Here is an 18,137-nt window from a genome sequence, read left to right on the forward strand (position 1 = left end):
GGGTTCAATCGCCTCGCTTGCCGGTCAGCAGCCAGTAACTCAGGGTGGAACCCACGCCGCAGCAGGCGATGGCGATGGCCATGGGCAGCGGCGAGTGGGGCGGATTGAGGTTGACCAGAATGCCGACCAGGGCGCCGATGCCAAAGCGCAGGGTGCCCGCCAGTGCCGAGGCGGTGCCCGCAGATTGCGGGAAGTGGCCCATCAGGCCGGTCATGGCGTTGGCGCCCACCAGACTGATATGGCCGACAAACAGTACCACCGGAATGACGATGCCCCACAGACCGCCGGTCTGGCTCCAGGCGTTGTAGACCAGTAGGGCGCCCGCGCAGGGCAGCACCAGCAGACCGTATTGCAGCATCCGCTCGGCGCCTACCCCTTTCACCAGTCGGCTGTTGACGAAAGTGACCACCATCATCAGCAGGATATTGAGGCCAAACAGCCAGCCGTAGTGCTCGGTCGGCACCTTGAAATACTCGATATAGACGTAAGGGGAGCCACTTAAGAAGGCGAACATGCCGGAGCTGGAGAGGGAGCCGCACAGCACATAACCCATGGCGCCGCGATGGGAGAGTACCCCCCAGTAGTTCTTGAGGATCTGGCCAAGATTAAGGGGTTGGCGATGTTCCGGTTTCAGGGTCTCCTGAATTTTCCACTGCATCACCAGACAGATCAGCAGGCTGATCCCCACCAGCAGCCAGAAGATCACCCGCCAGTCGGCGTGGGCACTGATATAGCCGCCCACCACAGGCGCTACCAGCGGCGCCAGGGTCATCACCAGAATGACGAACGACATGGCGCGGGAAAACGCATCCTTCTCGAACAGATCGCGCAGCAGGGCATTGACCACCACCGAGCCCGCCGCACCGCCCGCTGCCTGCAACATCCTATAGGCCAGCAATTCGGGCAGGGAGTCCGCCATGGCGCAACCCACCGAGGCGATGGCAAACATCACCAGCCCCGCCAGGATCACCGGCTTGCGGCCATAGCTGTCGGCGAGCGGGCCGTAGAAGAGCTGGCCGATGGCAAAGCCGCCCAGAAAGGCGCTGATAGTGAGCTGGGCGCCGTCGATGCTGGTAGCCAGATCCCTGGCGATGGCCGGAATGGCGGGCAGATACATATCCACCGCCAGCGGGGTCAGACCCGCCAGAGCACCGAGCAGGATAAACAGGAAACGGGGGGAGAGGGCGGCAGCCTGAGCTGTTGGCGATTGGGGCATAGGGTATCCGCTGGTGAACCTTGGTTGAAAAAGGGAGAGGGGCGAGTCTATCAGGTTTGCCCCCGCTCGGCATGACGTTCCTGCCCCCTCAAAAGGGGGAGGTGCCCGGCCATTCAGGCACCTTTGGGTGCACGCTTGCGGTCATGGGGGCGCGCTGCGCGGATCACCCCCCCCAGCCAGAGCAGCCAGGCCAGCGACGAGATGGCGTACCCGAGCCGCTCCGGCCAGCGGGCGGTGAGGGTAAAGGTGAGGCTATGTTGTCCGGCGGGCATCCAGACTTGCACCAGCCCGTTGCGGGTGCTGCTGACGCTAAGCGGCAGGCGCTGGTCGAGCCTTGCCTGCCAGCCCGGGTAATCAAACTGGTGCAGGACCAGCTTGGCGGGTGCCGGGGCATCCACCGTCAATTCGATATGACGAGGCTGCCAGCGCTGGATCTGCCAGTTCACCCCCTGATGGTCACTGGTGATGGCGGGCTGGAATTCCTCTTTCCAGGCCAGCAGGGTGGGGGCAAACATGCCGCGCGGCACCTGCTTTGGTCGGTATTCGCGGGCGCTGCGCTTGCTATCGAACTCCCCGTCGAGCTGACTCTTTACGGGAGCCTGGGTGAGCGGCGCCTCGCGTACATAGAGTCCCTGCGAGAGCAGGGTGAGGGCAAGCAGTAGCCACCAGACCCACTGCCACGGGCGATAGGTGGGGGTACCCAGCGCCACTACGGAGACGGTAGCGATGACCAGCAGCAGATTGAGACGCCAGGGAAATTGCACCAGTTGCAACGGAGTGAGCAGGTGCCACAGGGGCTCGCTTGGTGGCAGCATCATCAGAAAGCTCAGGGTGCCAATGACCCCCCAGAGCAGCAACTCGGGATGGCGCGGCTCGCGGGCGGCAGCCCAAGCTACCAGCAGCAGAGCCAGGGTGAGCAGCGTCAGCCAGGCGAGATGGCCGCGAAAGCGCCAGTCATCACGGCTTTGGGGCAAACGATCGAGAAAGTTGCGCTGAAATTCGAACATGCCAGTGCGCATCTGCTCCATGGAGATCCCCCCCTGATCCAGCAGAGCGGGCAGCAGTAACAGGCTGGCCATCGCCAACCCCCAGAGCTGGCCCAGCAAGGTGCCGATAAATGGGGCGGCGGTGACAGGGATACTGACAAGCGTTGTGCTCCTCTTGTTGCGCCAGACCAGCAGCAGGCTGCGCAGGGTGAGCAAGCCCAGAATGAGCAGGGTGCTTGGTAGATGGGAAAGCGTCAGCATGGAGACGGCCAGTGCGAGCAGCAGTAGCGCAAAGGGGGCGCCGCGGCAGAGGCGATCCTGCGCCAGCAGTGCCAGCGGTGCCCAGACGAAGGCCCAGCTCTCCGCCAGGGCAAAGCGGGCGTAGATATCGATGGCCAGATGATAGGGCAGCGCCATATAGAGCAGACTGGCCGCCAGCGCCCGTCCGTGGCCGGCAAAGGGGCGCAACCAGAGATAGGCAAACAGGCCGGAGAGCCAGAGTGCCACGCTGCTGCTCCAGAGCAGCGGCGTCATCGCCTCGTGGGCCAGTGGGGTGGGGCCGGCGAACAGTGCGCTCACATAGTAGGGCAGGGGGGGATAGAAGAAAAAGACCGGGCTGCCGAAGGCGCCGTTCATCTCCATCAACCAGCGCGGATAGAGTTCACCTTGCCACAGTTGCACGGCAAAGAAGTGACCGGAGAGCAGGTGGTGAAACAGATCATGGCCCTGACTGCCGCCGCGCAGCCAGAATGGTAGCAACAGGAGGGCACAGGCCCCGGTCAGCACCGACAAAACCCACAGCCACTCTCTGGTTACACGCATAAGGAGACTCGTCTGTTATGGATTCGCTGTGAGTGTACCCGAGTTGTTCCCCTCTTTTTTAGTTGCTTTGGTGGATTTTTGTGCTCTTTATATGTTTCTTGTCACTTTTCCTATGGGGTGTCTGCAGCGAGGGAATGGCGAGCCAGAGTCCGGGCTCGGCGGCAAAGCGTGGGGCAAACCAGTGCTGGCGCACCGCGCTGGGCATTTCGTTCGCGGCGATGGGGCGGCGACTGAGGCGGCAGGCTCCCTGAGAGAGTGCCAGCGCCGCATCCCCCTTGTACCAGCCATCGGTGACGGCCAAGGCTGTGGTCTCCCGCAGCAGCCGCACTCCCCACTGGGTCACCAGCGCCGGGCACGCTTTTTCTGCCAGTTTTGCCGCTTGCACCATGGCGGGCGGACGGGGCAGGGTAAAGGTCACGCCGAGCAGCAGCAATCCGGCGACCGCGACCACCCACTCGCCACGGCGCGGCAGCCAGCCTGCCAGCAGCACAATACCGAGCAGGGTGATGGGCGCCAGATGGCGGGGATTGTCAGGGTTCTGGCCAAACAGGGTCCAGAGCAGTAGGACAAGCCAATAGAGTGTCCAGAGCGGGGGGAGGGCGGCAGGGTGGTTTTTTGATCTTTGCCAAAGCGGCAGCACCAGCAATGCCCCGATCAACAGCGGCCAAAGCGGGGTCAGCTGATCGTCGAAGGTGCGCGCCCAGCTGAGCAGCCGATCGCCGTGGGCCGCCGCCGTGTTGCCCCACAGGGTAAAGTGGCCGTCGGTAAAGCGCCGCCCCTCGCTGAAATAGGCCCAGCCATCGGCCTGCCAGACAAACAGCAGGCTGGTGAGCCCAACCAGTGCGATGGGGAGCACAAACCTGACGCGCGTTCCATCCTGCGCCAGCCCGAGCCACAGGGGCAGCAGGGCCAACACGAAGTAGGAGGGACGCAGCGCCAGCAATAGACCCAGCAGCAGACCCGCCAGTGCAATTCTGCGCTGCTGCAAGGCCAAGAGAGACCCGAGCCAGGCGGCGAGCGCGGGCCCGTCCGAAAGGCCGGAGAGCGCCAGCGTCGGGGTGAGCGGCAGTGCCAGCACCAGTAGCCAGACGGGTGCCAGCAGGCTTGGCCGTTGCCACAGCTTCACCGCCAGCAAAGCAGCGAGCGGCGCCAGCAAACTGCTACCGAGCAGGCTTGCCCACTGCACCGCGCGGGCCGGATCGTCTACCGCCAGATTTATCAGCCGCGTCAGCCAGATAAAGGCGGGGTAGCCGGGAAAGTGGGGGGAGAACTCCAGCACGCTAAAGCGCGTCACCCCGTGGGCGAAATTGAGGGCATCGTCGGAATCCAGCGCCACCGGGAAGGTCAGCAGCCAGCCAAGCCAGGCCAGTTGCAGCAGGGCAAGCAGCCACATGGTGATTGAGCTGGTGGAAGCCCAACGCCGATACGTTGCCTTCCCCCTCATCCCCAGCCCTTCTCCCGCAAGGTGAGAAGGGGGCAAACCGGCGTCCGGGTGCATCTATCGGCAGGCCGTGCGTAGGGTGAGTAGAGCACAGCGAAACCCACCTCTAGTCACAGCGAGGTGACGCAATGATGGGCAGGTTGCCATCAAAGCGGCGCCAGCACGGCCATCAGCGCTTTTTCTGCATCGCTAAAGGCGGCGGCATCGGCGGGCTTGGCGCCCACCCCGAATACCCCCGGGTTGCCGATGGCATCCAGCACCTTGGCCAGCGCCTGTTCGGCTGCCTTGCGATCCCCTTCATTGAGTGATGGGAGGATCAAGTCGAGGAAGCGCTTGCTCTTGACCACCAGCACCTTGGCGGTCTGGTAGTCGCCAAGATTCTGGCTGGCCCCTTCGAGGCGGCGCTCAATCTCCGCTTTATAGGCGCGATTAAGCAGGGCGGCGGTGGCGGCAGCGTCTTTGGCCTTGATGGCGGCGGCCAGCGGCCCTTGCAGCTCCACCTTGTGGTGCTGTTCCAGATAGGTCAGCTCATCGGCAATCTCGCTCAAGGTGGCGCTGGCATCCTTGCCGCCAGTGGCGGCGCCCAGCAGCGCTTCGCGTGCATCGATCAGAGGCTCCTTGCCGGCGGCGGCGTAGGAGTAAGCCTGCGCCTGCCCGCTCAGGGCCAGCAGCAGGGTGAGGGCGAGTAAACTCGGGCGGATGGTCATCCTGTTCTCCTTACTTATGCCAATGGCGCGGCACTCAGGCCACGCTCTGGGTTTCAATCACGGTATTTTCGTTGCGATGGTTGAAGATGGCGTGACGTCTGTCCACCCCGTCGATCACCATGTCAGCGGCCATCATACCCATCTCCATGGCGGTGTCGGTGAAGATGTAGCGGAATGTCCCCTGACGGCCGGTCATGATGAGGTTTGTGATGGGCATCAGCGCCTTGATCGCTTCGTTACGACGGGCCTGATAGCCGAGATCCATCAGCGGATAGGCGTATTCGCTACGCGCTTCAAAAGTTTCATCGCCAAGCTTGGCGGTATCGACACCGAGGCTGGCCAGATCAGTGGTAACCCGACCGCGCAGATCGGCCAGCGGCGCCTGCCAGGTGGCATCCCCCGGGTTGCAGGGGATCTCCAGCATTACCGAGGTTTGGCCCTGGGGCGCCATAAAGGGGCTGCGGCGGCGCGGCTCCTGCAGGCGGGTGGCCAGAATATGGGGGTCGGAGAGGTACTGCCAGGTGTTGTCCGACAGGTTCTCCTGCTTGAGCGGCATATTGACGAAGCGAAGCGACCGGTAGTGCAGATCGCACGGCAAGCCCAGATGCTGGCAGGTGAGCGGCAGCGGCAGGGTAGAGATCACCTGATCAAAGTTCTCGCTCTGCTCAACGTCATCTTGTTTCCAATAAACCCGTTCGATGCGGCCATCAGCCTGCTCAAGGCGGGTGATGGTGGCACCGGTTTTCAGCTCAACGCCCTCTGCTACCAGCCGCTCCCCCAAGGTGGTGAAGATCTGGCCAAAGCCATATTTGGGATAGCGGTATTTGCGGGCATAGGTGCGCACCGAGATACTGCCGTTGCGTCTTGGCAGCAGGCGGCGGGCCACGTCTTTGAGATCGATCAGGCTGATGCGCTGACCGGCCCAGTCGGCGGAGAGCTTGTCCGGATTGATGCCCCACAACTTGCCGGTGTAGCCCTCGAAAAACTGGCGGTAGAGGGTGCGGCCGAAGTGGCTCTGGATCCACTCGGCAAAGCTTGCCTTGGCAAAATCATCCGGCTTCTTGCTAAAGGGCAACAGCAGCAAGTCTTTCACCGCACCGGCCATCAGGGCGAGCGGCGCCGTCTTGAGCAGGTTGGGCAGGTTCAGGGGGTAGTCATAGGTGCGTCCGCCAAAGCGGATCACGCTCTTGCGCTCGGCGTGGAGCAGATCGTCCCCCATCAGCTCGTCGATAAAGGCGAGCAGCTCGGGGTTCTTGGTGATAAAGCGGTGGCCGCCGTAGTCGAAGCGATACTCCCCATCGCGCCCCTTGAAGGTCTGGGTAGCGCACATGCCGCCGACCACCGGCTCCTGCTCGAACAGGGTGACTGCAAAACCGGCGCGGCGCAGGCGCCAGGCCGCCATCAAACCGGCGGGGCCAGCGCCCAGCACTGCAATGCTTTTCTTGTTGTTATCGCTCATGACCTATTCCGAAACTGCTTGATAGATAAGGGAACCGCGCCAAGGCGCGGCTCCCGAATGGTGTTGTTAGCCCGTGGCCTTGTTGCCACAGGGCGTGTTGGCTCAGCCCTTGCTGGATGCGGCGCTCACCTGCGGGCGATAGCTGCGCTGCCAGAGGGTAACGAAGATCGCCAGATAGAGGGCCCAGGTCAGCAGCTGCAAGCCAGCGGGTGAGGCATTGTAGCCAAACAGGGCACGCAGGAAGGTACCAAATACCCCCTGATCGTCGAGAATGTGGCTGATGTCGAATACCGGCGTGGTCCAGAAGGTGATGATATCTGCCGCCTGCAACATGTTGACGGCGGACGAGAGCAAGCCTGCGGCGATGATGATGATAAGCAGCCCGGTCCAGCGGAAGAAGGGGGCCAGCGCCACCTTGCGGGTGGAGCGCTGCAGCCCCCACACCAGCGCGATGGATACCAGCAGCCCCGCCAGCGCGCCCATCAGGCCGGATTGCAGATCCACCCCTTGCCCCGAATAGAGCAGGGCGGAGAAGAAGAGCACGGTTTCAAACCCTTCGCGCATCACCGCGAGGAAGGCGAGCAGCACCAGACCAAACAGGTTGCCGCCATCGATGGCCGCATCGATGCGCGCTGTCATGGCCCCCACCTGGGATTTGGCCTGCTTTTGCATCCAGATCGCCATATAGGTGAGCACCAGAGTGGCGAAGATGAGGATCCCCGCCATCAAGAGGTGGTTGTAGCGCTCGCTCTCGAACTGGCTCACCACCACCTGGAACAGGAAGGCGACGATCAGGGACGCGATAAGGCCAAGCCCCACCCCCAGATAGATGAACTTGTTGTAGCGGCTCGCCCCCAGCTTGGCGAGGTAGGAGAGGCAGATGCCGACCAGCAGGAAGGCTTCCAGCCCCTCGCGCAGGGTAATCAGAAAACTTGCAAACATCAGGATTGAGGCTCCGTAGCGGGCGTGACGGGGAGAGGCTGCAGGGTAAGTTGCAACCGATTTAGCTGCACTATGGGTGGCTCCGGCAAGCTCGGCTCGGCGGCGCGCACCGCATCATTGACCCACTTGGGGTAGGTGCGGAAATTGAGTTTGATATCGGCCTTGAAGGGCCCTTGGGCTTCTGCGGGCAGCGGCCAGGCTTCATCTCGCCAGCCATCGGCCGGAATGCGGGTATCTTCCAAGAGCTTGGCGTAGCGCCAGAACTTGAGCCCCACCGGCTTGCCCTCGGCATCGCCGAACACTTTTCTGAACAGTCGCGCATCTTCGGGGACTGCGCCATCCACCGGCTGGCCGCTGGCAAGCACCAGCTTGCCGCTGGCGTCAGTGACGGTCAGTTCCAGCCAGAGTTCACGGAAATCGGCCACCCCGGTGGGCAGGGCATGGCCCGCGCCGGTATTGGCGACCCGCACCACCAGTTGCGGGCTGTCTGCCCCCCGTTCGATACGGGCCGAGAGGGTAGCGCTGGAGCGCAAGAGCGCCAGACTCTCCTGCTCAAGGTCGGGATTGCGCAGCCCCACCAGCTGATGCTGGGCGCCGGTAAAGTTGTGGCGATAGAGCCGCGCCTTCATGGTGCCGTTTTCGGTGGACTGGCCCGCCACTGGCGCGCCGCCATTGCCCGGCTCCGGGTTCATATGGCAGTCGATACAGGTGCGCCGCTTGGCAGGATCCTCGGCGTTCGCGAAGCTGGATTTTTCCCACTCGTCCCAGGTGTTGACGATATTGGCGCCGGTGCCCGGGGCAAACTCGTTGTGGCACGACTTGCACAGAGCCGCGTCGCGGTAGAAATCCTTTTGATAGGAGGCTTTGTGGGCCGCCGGACGGGCGTTGATCTGCCGCTCAGCCATCCAGTGCTGGAGGCTGCCGCCCGGGGCATCCTCGAACACATAGCTCTCGCGGTCTTTCAAATTCACGGTAAAGGCGCTGTTGCCGCCCGCATCTTCTACCTTGGTGATGCGATGGCAGAGCACGCAGCCGGTCCCTTCCTCCACCACAGGTTCGCCCGCCTTGTGAGCGCCAATCAGCGAGGCGCCGCCCTGCTCGAACATGTGGGAGCCATTGGGCAGATCCAGCTGGCCTGTCATCACCTGCTGGGGCATGTGGCAGCCCTGACACCACTGACCGAACGCTTCCCCTTCGGTTTCGCGGGCCAGCGCCTGCACCACTTTGTAGTAGGGGTGGGAGTTGCCCATCAGCCTGTGGTTGCTCTCGCTCCAATCCTTGAACGCCTGTTGGTGGCAGTTCTGGCAGGAGGCGGAGTTGAGCCACTCCTTCGGGTGGGTAGTCGGCGCCTTGGCGGGATCCGTGCGCGGGGCATCGAGTCGCAGCCAGTTGGCGAGATAGGGGAGGTTGCCATCGGCGGTGACGAAGGCGTGCAGATCTTCCATCATCGCCTTCACCTCGGGCTGGGGCTTGGCGGGGTCAACTGCCTCGGCCCCATCGCGGGTGTCATGGCCCATGCCGCCTTGGGTCTGCTGGGTCATGCGCAGGTATTCGCCGACAAAATCCCCCGCCACCATGTTGGTGAGGTTGGCGTGGCCGTTGATGGCGTTGTCGCCGCTCTTCTGGCGATGGGCCGCCATCAGATAGCGATTGGTGAAATTGAATCCGTCCAGATGGCAGGAGTTGCAGCTCATCCAGTTGTCCCCAGCCATGGGGAAGCGTGAGTTGGCCGCTGTGTTACCAAGGTTGAATAGCCGCTCGCCGCGCTGAAGCGGCTCGGGGCGCGGATCCGTCTCTACCAGCTTGGCGAAGTGGGGCACATCGACGGTGACCCGGGCAAACGGGCCGCTGCCGCCGCTATTGAGGCGGGTGAGATCCTGCCCCATGGCGTTGTGCACCAGAATATGGTCACCGTCGATCAGCAGATCCCGCGGATTCTGGCCCGGCAGGTGGCGCAAGAGCTGGGTCGCCTTGGCGCCCCCCTGAAACTTCTTGCGGCGGTGGCGGTTGTTGTTGGACTTGCCGCTGCGGGAGAGATCGAACACCAGCAGATCTTCCGAGCCCGCCAGGGTCAGATAGACCCGCTTGCCGTCGGCGGCGAAGCGTGCAGCGAACGGGTTGGAGACGATCTGGCTGCGGTTGCCGACGCTTGGCAGGTTGATCTGCAAAAAGAGCTGTTTTCTTTCATCGACCCGCTCTTTCTCCTCATCGAGATCGATGATGGAGACGGCCGGAAAGACGGTGCTTTGAAACTGGAAGGGGTGGCTGAAGCTCCACAGTACATGGGGCAGCCAGGCCTCGCTGCCATCGGGGGAGAGGGCGATGCCTTCGAGCAAGCGCGGCAAGCCCTGCGAGTCGCTCGGCGTGTCGCTATGGGTCTCGGCCAGGGTGATGAGCTTGGGCTTGGGAAGCGAAGCTCCCTTGGCGCCATTGCCAAGCTTGGCGAGATCATAGATGGCCAGCTGGCCTGTCATGGCGTGGGTGAGCAGCAGGCGATCATCGTCGGTCAGTGCCAGTCCACGGGGAGTCTCGGCGGTCTTTGCATCCAGCTGTAGGTTGCCTGCGGTGTCATAGGCTTGCAGGCGAGCGGATTCGAACAGCGTGACCCAGAACCACTGCCGTTTGGCATCGAAGATGACCCCATAGGGGCGGTGGCCGGTGGGGATCGTCTTTTCCAGATCGAGAGCATCATCCAGCAGCAACAGGCGATCACCGCTGTAGTCGGTGACCAGCAGGGGACCGTCATCGGCGCGGGCAAGCTGGCGCAGATCGCCCCCCAGCAGCACCTCTTTCAGGCGCTTGCCGCTATCGCGCTCAAGCAGGGTGACCGAGCCTGCGCTCAGGTTGGCGGTGACGAGGCGCGGGGCGCTTCCCTCCTCATAGGCAAGCATCCCGGCGCCCATCTGTTGGGACAACGCAAAGGGGCTGGCCAGTTGCAGGACGAGGGCCAGCAGGGGTGACAAATATGCAGAGAACGAAGACTTCAACATGGGATTAGGTGCGCCATTTCAAGATGGTCCAGCGCCAGGCGTGGCGCAGCACCAGAGGAGTTAACGCCAACGCGCTCAACCAGTGGGCCCAGCTGACGAGGTTGCCGATGGCATCGCCCGGGGTGCCGTGCAGCACCAGCAGCAGGCCGCTGGCCAGACAGACCAGCAGCAGGGCTTCAATAATCCGCCCCGTGGTGCGTAAAAAGGGTTTGTTGCTGCGGTTCAACAAGCTGCGGTGGGAGAGCCAGAAGGCGCCAAATAGCAGCGGGAACAGGGTGAGCGAGAGCATCACATGGAAAAACAGATTCCAGCGTGCCAGCGACCAGAGCGGGGTCAGCGGCTCCCACAGCAGCAGGCCGGAGAAGAACATCAGATAGAGGGTGCCCTCGGCGGCCTGATGGTGGTAGGCCAGCCACTGCCAGAATTGTCGGGGTGAGAGAGAAAGGCTTGTCATAAAGGCTCCAGCACCCGGGCGGGGCCGCCCGGGGGGAGCAAGTTTATAACGCTGTAAGAGTAATGAAAAGTGTTATCAATTGTATTGCTGATGAATCAAAGCTGAATGCAGTGACCGAACACCTATATTGATGATCCCTTATCCGATTGGGTGTCACCAATGGGGCTAGAGTGCGGGCGTTGCCGCCCCTCGACAGCGGGGCAGCGGCCTCCTCATGTTTACGGTCCGATGCTATGACCACGTGTCTGGCTAGATGGAGGGTTCCTGATGAGGATCATCAGCAGCATATTCCCGTAGCTGGCGGCTGCGCAGCAGATACCAGAGCGCCCAGAGGCTGGCGACCAGCACCAGCGCGGTGGGCCAGCTGAACGACCACTTCTGCAAGTTGAGGCTGTGCAGCTGCATCAGCAGGCCGCTGGTGGCAGAGCAGAGCAGCAGCAAGGGGCTATGGCGCCTGAGTCTGGCGCGAATGCCGCGGGTCTGCTGATAGGTGCCGCCACAGGCGAGCAGTGCCAGCATGGCGGGCACATCGGTCAGCAGGCTGATATAGAGAGTGAGCTTGTCGGGGTAGAAGAGCTCAAGGATCTCGCTACCGCTCTGGCGGGTGACGCCAGCCATCAGAAAGAGCCAGACCGAGCGGGTCAGTAGCAGGGCGATGGGCCAGAACCAGAGAGGAGGGCGAAGCTGGCCGTGATCGTCATAGCGGTGTTCGGGGTAGAGGGTCATGGTTGCCCGATATCCATTCATAGAGTGCAAGTGATGCAGAGGATATGGGGCGAAGGCGACCCCTTTGCAAGGCGAGGGAGAGGGTGGGAATTAATCGGGGGCCATGCCCCCCAATCCGCGAGAATCTTTTTGTGCCGGGCAGCTGGCGTTACAGCCAGCCTTTGCGCTTGAAGAAGAGCCCGGTGCCGAGCGATGACATCACCATCAGCACCAGTGACATGGGATAACCATACTCCCAGGCGAGCTCCGGCATGCGGCCGAAGTTCATGCCGTAGATACTGGCGATCAGGGTCGGCGGCAGGAAGATTACGGCGGCTACCGAGAAGATCTTGATCACCTTGTTTTGCTCCAGATTGGTTACCCCCATGGAGGCTTCCAGCTGGAAGTTGATCTTGTCAAACAGGAACTGGGTGTGGGGCAAGAGAGACTCCACGTCGTGCAGCATCTCGTCGATCCACTTGTTCTGCTCCAGGCTCATGCGTTGGCGCAGGCTGCGTTTGAGGAAACGCAGGGCGCGGCGGGTATCGTGCAGGGAGAGACGGATCTGACCGTTGGCCTCTTCCTGTGCCAACAGCTCCTTGAGCATGGGGTTGATCTGATCCGGCTCGAAGATCTGATCTGCGGTGTTTTCCAACGTTTTGTAACCATCTTCGATAAGGTCGGAAAGGTACTCTACCTTGAGGTTTTGCACCTCCAGCAGGATGTCGAGGGCATCCTCCACTTCAAGCCGATCCTGGCGCATATAGTGGCGCAGCAGGCGTACCAGCCCGATGTCATCTTCACGAATGCTGATCAGCAGGTTGTTGCGCAGGGTAAAGGAGACGTGGACACCCTTGGTGTCACGACCGATCCGCTGGGGAAACAGGGAGTGAATGTGCAGACCATCGGTATCCCAGTAGAAACGGGCGGATGCTTCAATGTCGTCGAGCTCTTCTTTGTCGGGGACCTCTTCCAGGAACAGGCCCGTCAACCATTCTCGCTCTGCCGTGTCCGGCTTGTAGGCATCCAGCCAGACCGTGTTGTCAGGTACTATGTCGTCAGGCCCGAGCGTGACTATGTCCAGCACCTTGTTGTTGAGAATGTAGGCGGTGATCATCTGTCCCCCCTTAAAAAGTCATGGGTAATCAGGGATGGTTGCACAGGTCATGCGGCCTTAGATCGCTGCAGAAGGCGATCCCGTGGATAAGCAGATCGGGCCGATGGAAAACCTGAATGCGGCGAACTATACAGTGGCGGGCCGCGCTTGTCAGGGGCTATTCATCAGGGATTCAGCCTGTTTGTTCAAAAAAACAGCGAGGTCGGATCACCTGAGCGGCTATGCGGGGTAGAACCCAGCCTTTGGCTGGGGGAGGGCTAGCTGGGGCGGCTTGTTGCCGCTGCCCCGCTTCATCACATATTCGGATAATTGGGCCCGGAGCCCCCCTGTGGTGGAGTCCAGATGATATTTTGACTGGGATCTTTAATGTCACAGGTCTTGCAGTGAATACAGTTGGCAGCGTTGATCTGCAGCTTGGCCGCACCTTCCGTTTCCAGTACTTCAAACACCCCTGCCGGGCAGTAGCGTTGGGCGGGTTCGGCCCAAGTGGGCAGATTGACCTCGACCGGAATGCGCTCGTCCTGCAGCTTGAGGTGACAAGGCTGATCCTCGTCGTGACTGGTGTTGGCCAGATACACAGACGAGAGCTTGTCAAAGCTCAGCTTGCCATCGGGTTTGGGATAATGGATGGGCTCGCAGCGACTGGCCACGCGCAGCTGACGATAATCGTGCGCCTTATCGAGCAGCTTGAAGGGCGAGTTTGCGCCAAACAGCCGTTGCTCCAGCCAGTTGAAGGCACCGCCTAACCAGGGACCATAGCGGTGAAGCGCCGCGCCGAAGTTACGCGCCGCCTTGAGTTCGCAGGCCAGCCAGCTCTGGTGCAGTTCGTCGCCATACTGTGCCAGATCTCGGCCCCCCTCATCGCCTCCCCGCAGTGCCATTGCGACGGTTTTTGCCGCCAGCATCCCCGATTTCATGGCGGTGTGGATCCCCTTGATGCGGGAAAAGTCGAGGGTGCCCGCATCACAACCGATCAGCAGGCCGCCGGGAAAATGCATGCGGGGCAGGGCGTGCCAACCCCCCTTGGTGATGGCGCGGGCGCCGTAACTGATGCGCTCCCCCCCTTGCAACACGCCGGCGATAAGCGGGTGATGCTTGAGGCGCTGGAATTCGTCGAACGGGCTGAGCCAGGGATTCTGGTAGTTGAGATCGACAATCAGCCCGACTGCCACCTGATCCCCCTCCATGTGATAGAGATAGAAACCACCGTGACTATTGCCGCCCCCCTGCTTGCCAAGGGGCCAGCCACTGCCGTGCAGCACCCGTCCTGCTCTGCCCCGACCTGCAGGCAGTTGCCACAGCTCCTTGAAGCCGATGGCATAGTGCTGGGGCTGGGCAGGGCTTGCCAGATTGAATGCGGCGATCAGCTGCTTGCCGAGATGGCCGCGGGCCCCTTCGGCAAAGAGGGTGTAGCGACCGAGCAGTGCCATGCCGGGCACATGATCTGCTTTCGGATTGCCCGCCCGATCCAGCCCCAGATCGCCGGTGATCACCCCCTTGGCCCGGCCCGCTTCCATGATAAGTTCGCTGGCGGTAAATCCCGGGTATATTTCGACTCCCAGTTTTTCCGCCTGTTGGCCAAGCCAGCGGCAGAGATTGCCGAGGCTGATGATGTGACAGCCCTCATTGTGCATCCGGGGCGGCACCGCCCAGGCGGGGAGTTGCAGGGAGCGTTGCTCGCTTTGCAGCAGATGCACCTGATCGTCGCTGACCGGTACGCCGAGCGGTGCTTGCTGCCAGCCATCCGGCAGCAGTTCTTGCAAGGCGACGGGATCAAACAGGGCGCCGGAGAGCAGATGGGCGCCAATTTCCGCCCCTTTCTCCAGAAGACAGACCGAGAGAGTGGCATCCTGCTGTTTCAGGGCGATGGCTGCACTGAGCCCCGCCGGACCGCCGCCGACGATGACGACATCAAATTCCATTGCTTCCCGTTCCATCTTGCCTCTGCGCTCTGGTTGGCCTAGGGTAATGCTGGTAGTTTACGTAAACGTAAAGCAGTTGTAAGCAAAACTGGGCAAGAAAAAGCAAAAAATCAGGGAAGAGCGTACTGCAACAAACGCAGAGGCACACTAATGAATTCAATCCAAAGAGACGAGGCATGACCCCATGAAGCTGCTGGTCGCAATCAAACGGGTAGTCGACTACAACGTCAAGATCCGGGTGAAGGGAGACGGCTCCGACGTGGAGCTCGCCAATGTGAAGATGGGGATCAACCCCTTTTGTGAAATTGCGGTGGAGGAGGGGGTCAGGCTGCGGGAAGCCGGGGTTGTCAGCGAGCTGGTAGTGGTGACCTTCGGCCCAGACGCTGCCGCCGAGCAACTGCGCCATGGGCTGGCGCTGGGGGCGGATCGGGCGCTGCATTATGTCACCGATGAGACGCTCACACCGCTGACTGTCGCCCGTGCCTTGCACAAGGTGTGTGAGCAGGAGCAGCCAGATCTGGTGCTGCTCGGCAAGCAGTCCATCGATTCAGACAACAATCAGGTGGCCCAGATGCTGGCTGCTCTCAATGATTGGCCGCTGGCGACCTGCGCGTCCGCCCTTAAGGTGGAAGCGGGAGAGCTGCTGGTGACTCGCGAAATCGACGGTGGCCTCGAGACCCTGGGCATGCCTTTGCCTGCGGTAGTGAGCGCCGATCTGCGTTTGAATGAACCGCGTTTTGCCTCGCTGCCCAACATCATGAAGGCCAAGCGCAAGCCGCTGGATAGCGCTCCGTTCTCGACACTCGCCGTTGAGGTGGCCAACCAGACCCGTTTGCTCGGGGTGATGGCGCCGCCAGCCCGCAGCGCCGGGATCAAGGTGGGCTCGGTGGACGAGCTGGTGGACAAACTCAAACACGAAGCGAAGGTGCTGCCATGAGCGTGCTGATCATTGCCGAACATCATCAGGGCCATCTGGCCGACAACGTGGCACAACTGGTCACCGCCGCCGGAGCCATCGGCGGTCAGGTTGACCTGCTGTTGCTGGGTCAGGGGCTGACCGAGGCGGGTGAACAGGCGGCAGCCCTCAGCGGCGTCGACAAGGTGTTGCTTGCCGAACATCCCCTGCTGGCCGACGGGCTGCTGGATGGGGTGGACAAGCTGCTGGCCAGCTGGTGCGAAGGTTACAGCCACTGCCTTATGGCGGCGAGTGCCATGGGCAAGGCGCTGCTGCCACAGGTGGCGGCCCGGCTCGGGGTGGAGATGCTCTCCGAGGTGACGGCTATCGAGAGCAGCGACACCTTCCTGCGCCCCATCTATGCGGGCAATGCCATCGCCAGAGTGGCAAGCTCGGCGCCCGTCAAGGTGATGACGGTGCGGGCCACCGCGTTTGCCAAGGCGGCGACGGGCGGGCAGGCTCTCATCGAACGCTTGGCCGTGCCCGAATTCGCTGGTCGTACCCGGTTGGTCGAGCGCCGCGCGGTGCGCTCCAGCAGGCCCGAACTGACCGCCGCCCGGGTGGTGGTCTCCGGTGGCCGGGCACTGGGCTCCAAGGCGCAATTTGCCCTGATTGAGGCGCTGGCCGACAAGCTGGGTGGGGCGGTGGGGGCATCGCGAGCCGCCGTTGATGCAGGATATGTCGCCAACGATCTGCAAGTGGGGCAGACCGGCAAGGTGGTGGCGCCGGAGCTCTATATCGCGGTCGGCATTTCGGGGGCCATCCAGCATCTGGCGGGGATGAAGGAGTCAAAGGTGATCGTGGCCATCAACAAGGACAGCGACGCCCCCATCTTTCAGGTAGCGGACTACGGGCTGGTGGGGGATCTCTTCACTCTGCTGCCGGAGCTCACCGCCAAACTGTAAATTTGTCAGAAATGGCTGAGCTGTGGTCGTTTATGCGCTCTGCCCGCGATTTCTGTGCATGTTCCCTGCAAGCCCTGACCCGTTCAGGGCTTTTTCTACTGCAAGGGGGACGCAGAGTGACGGTAAAAGGTTGAGCCAGCTCCCAAAAAGCCTTTGATCCGCTGGCTGCTCTTGTGTAAAACCTGACAAGTCATCGATTACTCTCATCCACTCACGGAAAGCGTCATGAGCAAACAGATTTACAACTTCTGCGCCGGCCCCGCCATGCTGCCGGTTGAAGTCATGGAGCGCGCCCAGCGCGAATTTTGTAATTTTCAGGGGCTGGGAGCCTCGGTCATGGAGCTTTCCCATCGCGGCAAGCCCTACATGGCGGTGGCCGAGAAGGCCGAAGCGGATCTGCGCGAGCTGCTGGCGGTGCCGGACAACTACAAGGTGCTCTTCATGCATGGTGGCGGCCGCGGTCAGTTCTCCGCCGTGCCCATGAACCTGCTGGGCGGCGCCAACAAGAAGGCGGACTTCCTGCTGACCGGCGTCTGGTCCCAGAGCGCGGTGGATGAAGCCAAAAAGTATGGCGATATCCAGACCTTCCAGGGGGTTGCCAAGAACGAGCAGGGGATCTCTCACCTGCTGCCGACCCCGGCGTTTCGCGCCGATGCGGCTTATGTTCACTACTGTCCGAACGAAACCATTGACGGCATCGAGATGTTTGACATCCCGGCTACCGGCGAGGTGCCGCTGGTGGCGGATCTCTCCTCCACCATTCTCTCCCGTCCTCTCGAGGTGAGCCGCTTTGGCATCATCTATGCCGGTGCCCAGAAAAATATCGGGCCGTCCGGGCTTGCCATTGCCATCGTGCGCGATGACCTGCTGGATCAGGCGAGAGCCGATGTCCCCTCGATTTTCGACTACAAGCTCACTGCCAAGAACGACTCCATGTTCAACACGCCGCCCACCTACGCCTGGTATCTGGCCGGTCTGGTGTTCGAGTGGCTCAAGGAACAGGGTGGCCTCGAGGCGATGGAAGCGCGCAACAAGGAGAAGGCCGACTTCCTCTATGACTATCTCGATCAGTCGAGCTTCTACGGCAATCAGGTGGATGTCAGCTGCCGTTCGCGGATGAACATCCCGTTCCAGCTGAAAAATGCCGAGCTGGACAAGCAGTTCCTGGCCGAATCGGAAGCGGCTGGTCTGCTGGCGCTCAAAGGGCACCGCATTGTCGGCGGCATGCGCGCCAGTATCTACAATGCCATGCCGCTGGAGGGGGTGAAGGCCCTGGTCAGCTTTATGGATGGCTTTGCCAAGCGCCACGGCTGATAAGAGAGCTCCACCTGTTTGCTGGCGGCCTCTCGTGACAACCCGTGAGCCGCTTACAGCTATTGCAGTGATTCAAGACGCCGGGTATACCCCGGCGTTTTTTTCAACAGAACCAGCGCGCTGGCGTTTGCCGTGCGATTTCCGCTGAAAGTGCCCTTGCCGAGCGGGACGCAGGCTGTTAACGTCCGGACAGGCGTTTATT

At 61.9% G+C, this 18,137-nt stretch carries 14 protein-coding genes; 3 read left to right on the forward strand and 11 right to left on the reverse strand.

What is annotated here, in order from left to right:
• Window positions 1-4 precede the first annotated feature (4 nt).
• The 11 genes from I6L35_RS14995 to I6L35_RS15045 all read right to left on the reverse strand — a co-directional run bounded on the left by I6L35_RS14995 (window position 5) and on the right by I6L35_RS15045 (window position 14,776).
• Window positions 5-1,216, reverse strand: a complete 1,212-nt coding sequence (locus I6L35_RS14995; protein ID WP_042055658.1) for a Bcr/CflA family multidrug efflux MFS transporter — start codon at window positions 1,214-1,216, stop codon at window positions 5-7.
• Between the two features lie 113 nt (window positions 1,217-1,329).
• On the reverse strand, window positions 1,330-3,024 hold the full coding sequence (locus tag I6L35_RS15000) for a hypothetical protein (protein ID WP_216978604.1): 1,695 nt from the start codon (window positions 3,022-3,024) through the stop codon (window positions 1,330-1,332).
• A 58-nt stretch (window positions 3,025-3,082) separates the two neighbouring features.
• Window positions 3,083-4,411, reverse strand: coding sequence for a hypothetical protein (locus I6L35_RS15005; RefSeq protein ID WP_254204575.1), 1,329 nt, complete (start codon window positions 4,409-4,411; stop codon window positions 3,083-3,085).
• 200 nt (window positions 4,412-4,611) lie between these two features.
• The gene (locus I6L35_RS15010) at window positions 4,612-5,172 is read right to left on the reverse strand and encodes a hypothetical protein (RefSeq protein WP_216978606.1); all 561 of its coding nucleotides are present in this window, start codon (window positions 5,170-5,172) and stop codon (window positions 4,612-4,614) included.
• Between the two features lie 34 nt (window positions 5,173-5,206).
• Window positions 5,207-6,631: an NAD(P)/FAD-dependent oxidoreductase gene (locus I6L35_RS15015; protein ID WP_216978607.1), complete on the reverse strand. Its 1,425-nt coding sequence runs from the start codon at window positions 6,629-6,631 to the stop codon at window positions 5,207-5,209.
• A gap of 102 nt (window positions 6,632-6,733) precedes the next feature.
• Entirely contained in the window at window positions 6,734-7,573 is an 840-nt protein-coding gene (locus tag I6L35_RS15020; RefSeq protein ID WP_216978608.1) for an FTR1 family protein, read from the reverse strand.
• Window positions 7,573-10,563 (reverse strand): hypothetical protein, encoded by a 2,991-nt coding sequence (locus I6L35_RS15025; RefSeq protein ID WP_216978609.1) that lies wholly within the window; start codon window positions 10,561-10,563, stop codon window positions 7,573-7,575. The genes I6L35_RS15020 and I6L35_RS15025 overlap by 1 nt, the downstream gene beginning before the upstream one ends.
• 4 nt (window positions 10,564-10,567) lie before the next feature.
• On the reverse strand, window positions 10,568-11,017 hold the full coding sequence (locus I6L35_RS15030) for a hypothetical protein (RefSeq protein ID WP_216978610.1): 450 nt from the start codon (window positions 11,015-11,017) through the stop codon (window positions 10,568-10,570).
• A gap of 249 nt (window positions 11,018-11,266) precedes the next feature.
• Window positions 11,267-11,743, reverse strand: coding sequence for a DUF2919 domain-containing protein (locus tag I6L35_RS15035; RefSeq protein WP_216978611.1), 477 nt, complete (start codon window positions 11,741-11,743; stop codon window positions 11,267-11,269).
• A 148-nt stretch (window positions 11,744-11,891) separates the two neighbouring features.
• Complete coding sequence (gene corA, locus I6L35_RS15040; RefSeq protein WP_005345036.1) at window positions 11,892-12,839, reverse strand: magnesium/cobalt transporter CorA; 948 nt, start codon at window positions 12,837-12,839, stop codon at window positions 11,892-11,894.
• A gap of 293 nt (window positions 12,840-13,132) precedes the next feature.
• Window positions 13,133-14,776 (reverse strand): electron transfer flavoprotein-ubiquinone oxidoreductase, encoded by a 1,644-nt coding sequence (locus tag I6L35_RS15045; protein ID WP_216978612.1) that lies wholly within the window; start codon window positions 14,774-14,776, stop codon window positions 13,133-13,135.
• A gap of 169 nt (window positions 14,777-14,945) precedes the next feature.
• Here I6L35_RS15045 and I6L35_RS15050 point away from each other — a divergent pair, with 169 nt between their 5' ends.
• The 3 genes from I6L35_RS15050 to serC all read left to right on the forward strand — a co-directional run bounded on the left by I6L35_RS15050 (window position 14,946) and on the right by serC (window position 17,935).
• A complete protein-coding gene (locus I6L35_RS15050) occupies window positions 14,946-15,698 on the forward strand; it encodes an electron transfer flavoprotein subunit beta/FixA family protein (protein ID WP_216978613.1) in 753 nt (250 codons plus the stop codon).
• Complete coding sequence (locus I6L35_RS15055; protein WP_216978614.1) at window positions 15,695-16,621, forward strand: electron transfer flavoprotein subunit alpha/FixB family protein; 927 nt, start codon at window positions 15,695-15,697, stop codon at window positions 16,619-16,621. Before I6L35_RS15050 ends, I6L35_RS15055 begins: the two co-directional genes overlap by 4 nt.
• A 225-nt stretch (window positions 16,622-16,846) precedes the next feature.
• A complete protein-coding gene (gene serC, locus I6L35_RS15060) occupies window positions 16,847-17,935 on the forward strand; it encodes a 3-phosphoserine/phosphohydroxythreonine transaminase (RefSeq protein WP_216978615.1) in 1,089 nt (362 codons plus the stop codon).
• Window positions 17,936-18,137 lie beyond the last annotated feature (202 nt).

Source organism: Aeromonas sp. FDAARGOS 1405 (genome assembly GCF_019048265.1).
In the GTDB taxonomy this organism is placed as follows: Bacteria; Pseudomonadota; Gammaproteobacteria; order Enterobacterales; family Aeromonadaceae; genus Aeromonas; species Aeromonas veronii_A.

Coding starts and splice junctions, on each gene's coding strand:
- I6L35_RS14995 (WP_042055658.1), bottom strand. CDS start 1,216: ATGCCCCAATCGCCAACAGCTCAGGCTGCCGCCCTCTCCCCCCGTTTC.
- I6L35_RS15000 (WP_216978604.1), bottom strand. CDS start 3,024: ATGCGTGTAACCAGAGAGTGGCTGTGGGTTTTGTCGGTGCTGACCGGG.
- I6L35_RS15010 (WP_216978606.1), bottom strand. CDS start 5,172: ATGACCATCCGCCCGAGTTTACTCGCCCTCACCCTGCTGCTGGCCCTG.
- I6L35_RS15015 (WP_216978607.1), bottom strand. CDS start 6,631: ATGAGCGATAACAACAAGAAAAGCATTGCAGTGCTGGGCGCTGGCCCC.
- I6L35_RS15020 (WP_216978608.1), bottom strand. CDS start 7,573: ATGTTTGCAAGTTTTCTGATTACCCTGCGCGAGGGGCTGGAAGCCTTC.
- I6L35_RS15025 (WP_216978609.1), bottom strand. CDS start 10,563: ATGTTGAAGTCTTCGTTCTCTGCATATTTGTCACCCCTGCTGGCCCTC.
- I6L35_RS15030 (WP_216978610.1), bottom strand. CDS start 11,017: ATGACAAGCCTTTCTCTCTCACCCCGACAATTCTGGCAGTGGCTGGCC.
- I6L35_RS15035 (WP_216978611.1), bottom strand. CDS start 11,743: ATGACCCTCTACCCCGAACACCGCTATGACGATCACGGCCAGCTTCGC.
- corA (WP_005345036.1), bottom strand. CDS start 12,839: ATGATCACCGCCTACATTCTCAACAACAAGGTGCTGGACATAGTCACG.
- I6L35_RS15045 (WP_216978612.1), bottom strand. CDS start 14,776: ATGGAACGGGAAGCAATGGAATTTGATGTCGTCATCGTCGGCGGCGGT.
- I6L35_RS15050 (WP_216978613.1), top strand. CDS start 14,946: ATGAAGCTGCTGGTCGCAATCAAACGGGTAGTCGACTACAACGTCAAG.
- I6L35_RS15055 (WP_216978614.1), top strand. CDS start 15,695: ATGAGCGTGCTGATCATTGCCGAACATCATCAGGGCCATCTGGCCGAC.
- serC (WP_216978615.1), top strand. CDS start 16,847: ATGAGCAAACAGATTTACAACTTCTGCGCCGGCCCCGCCATGCTGCCG.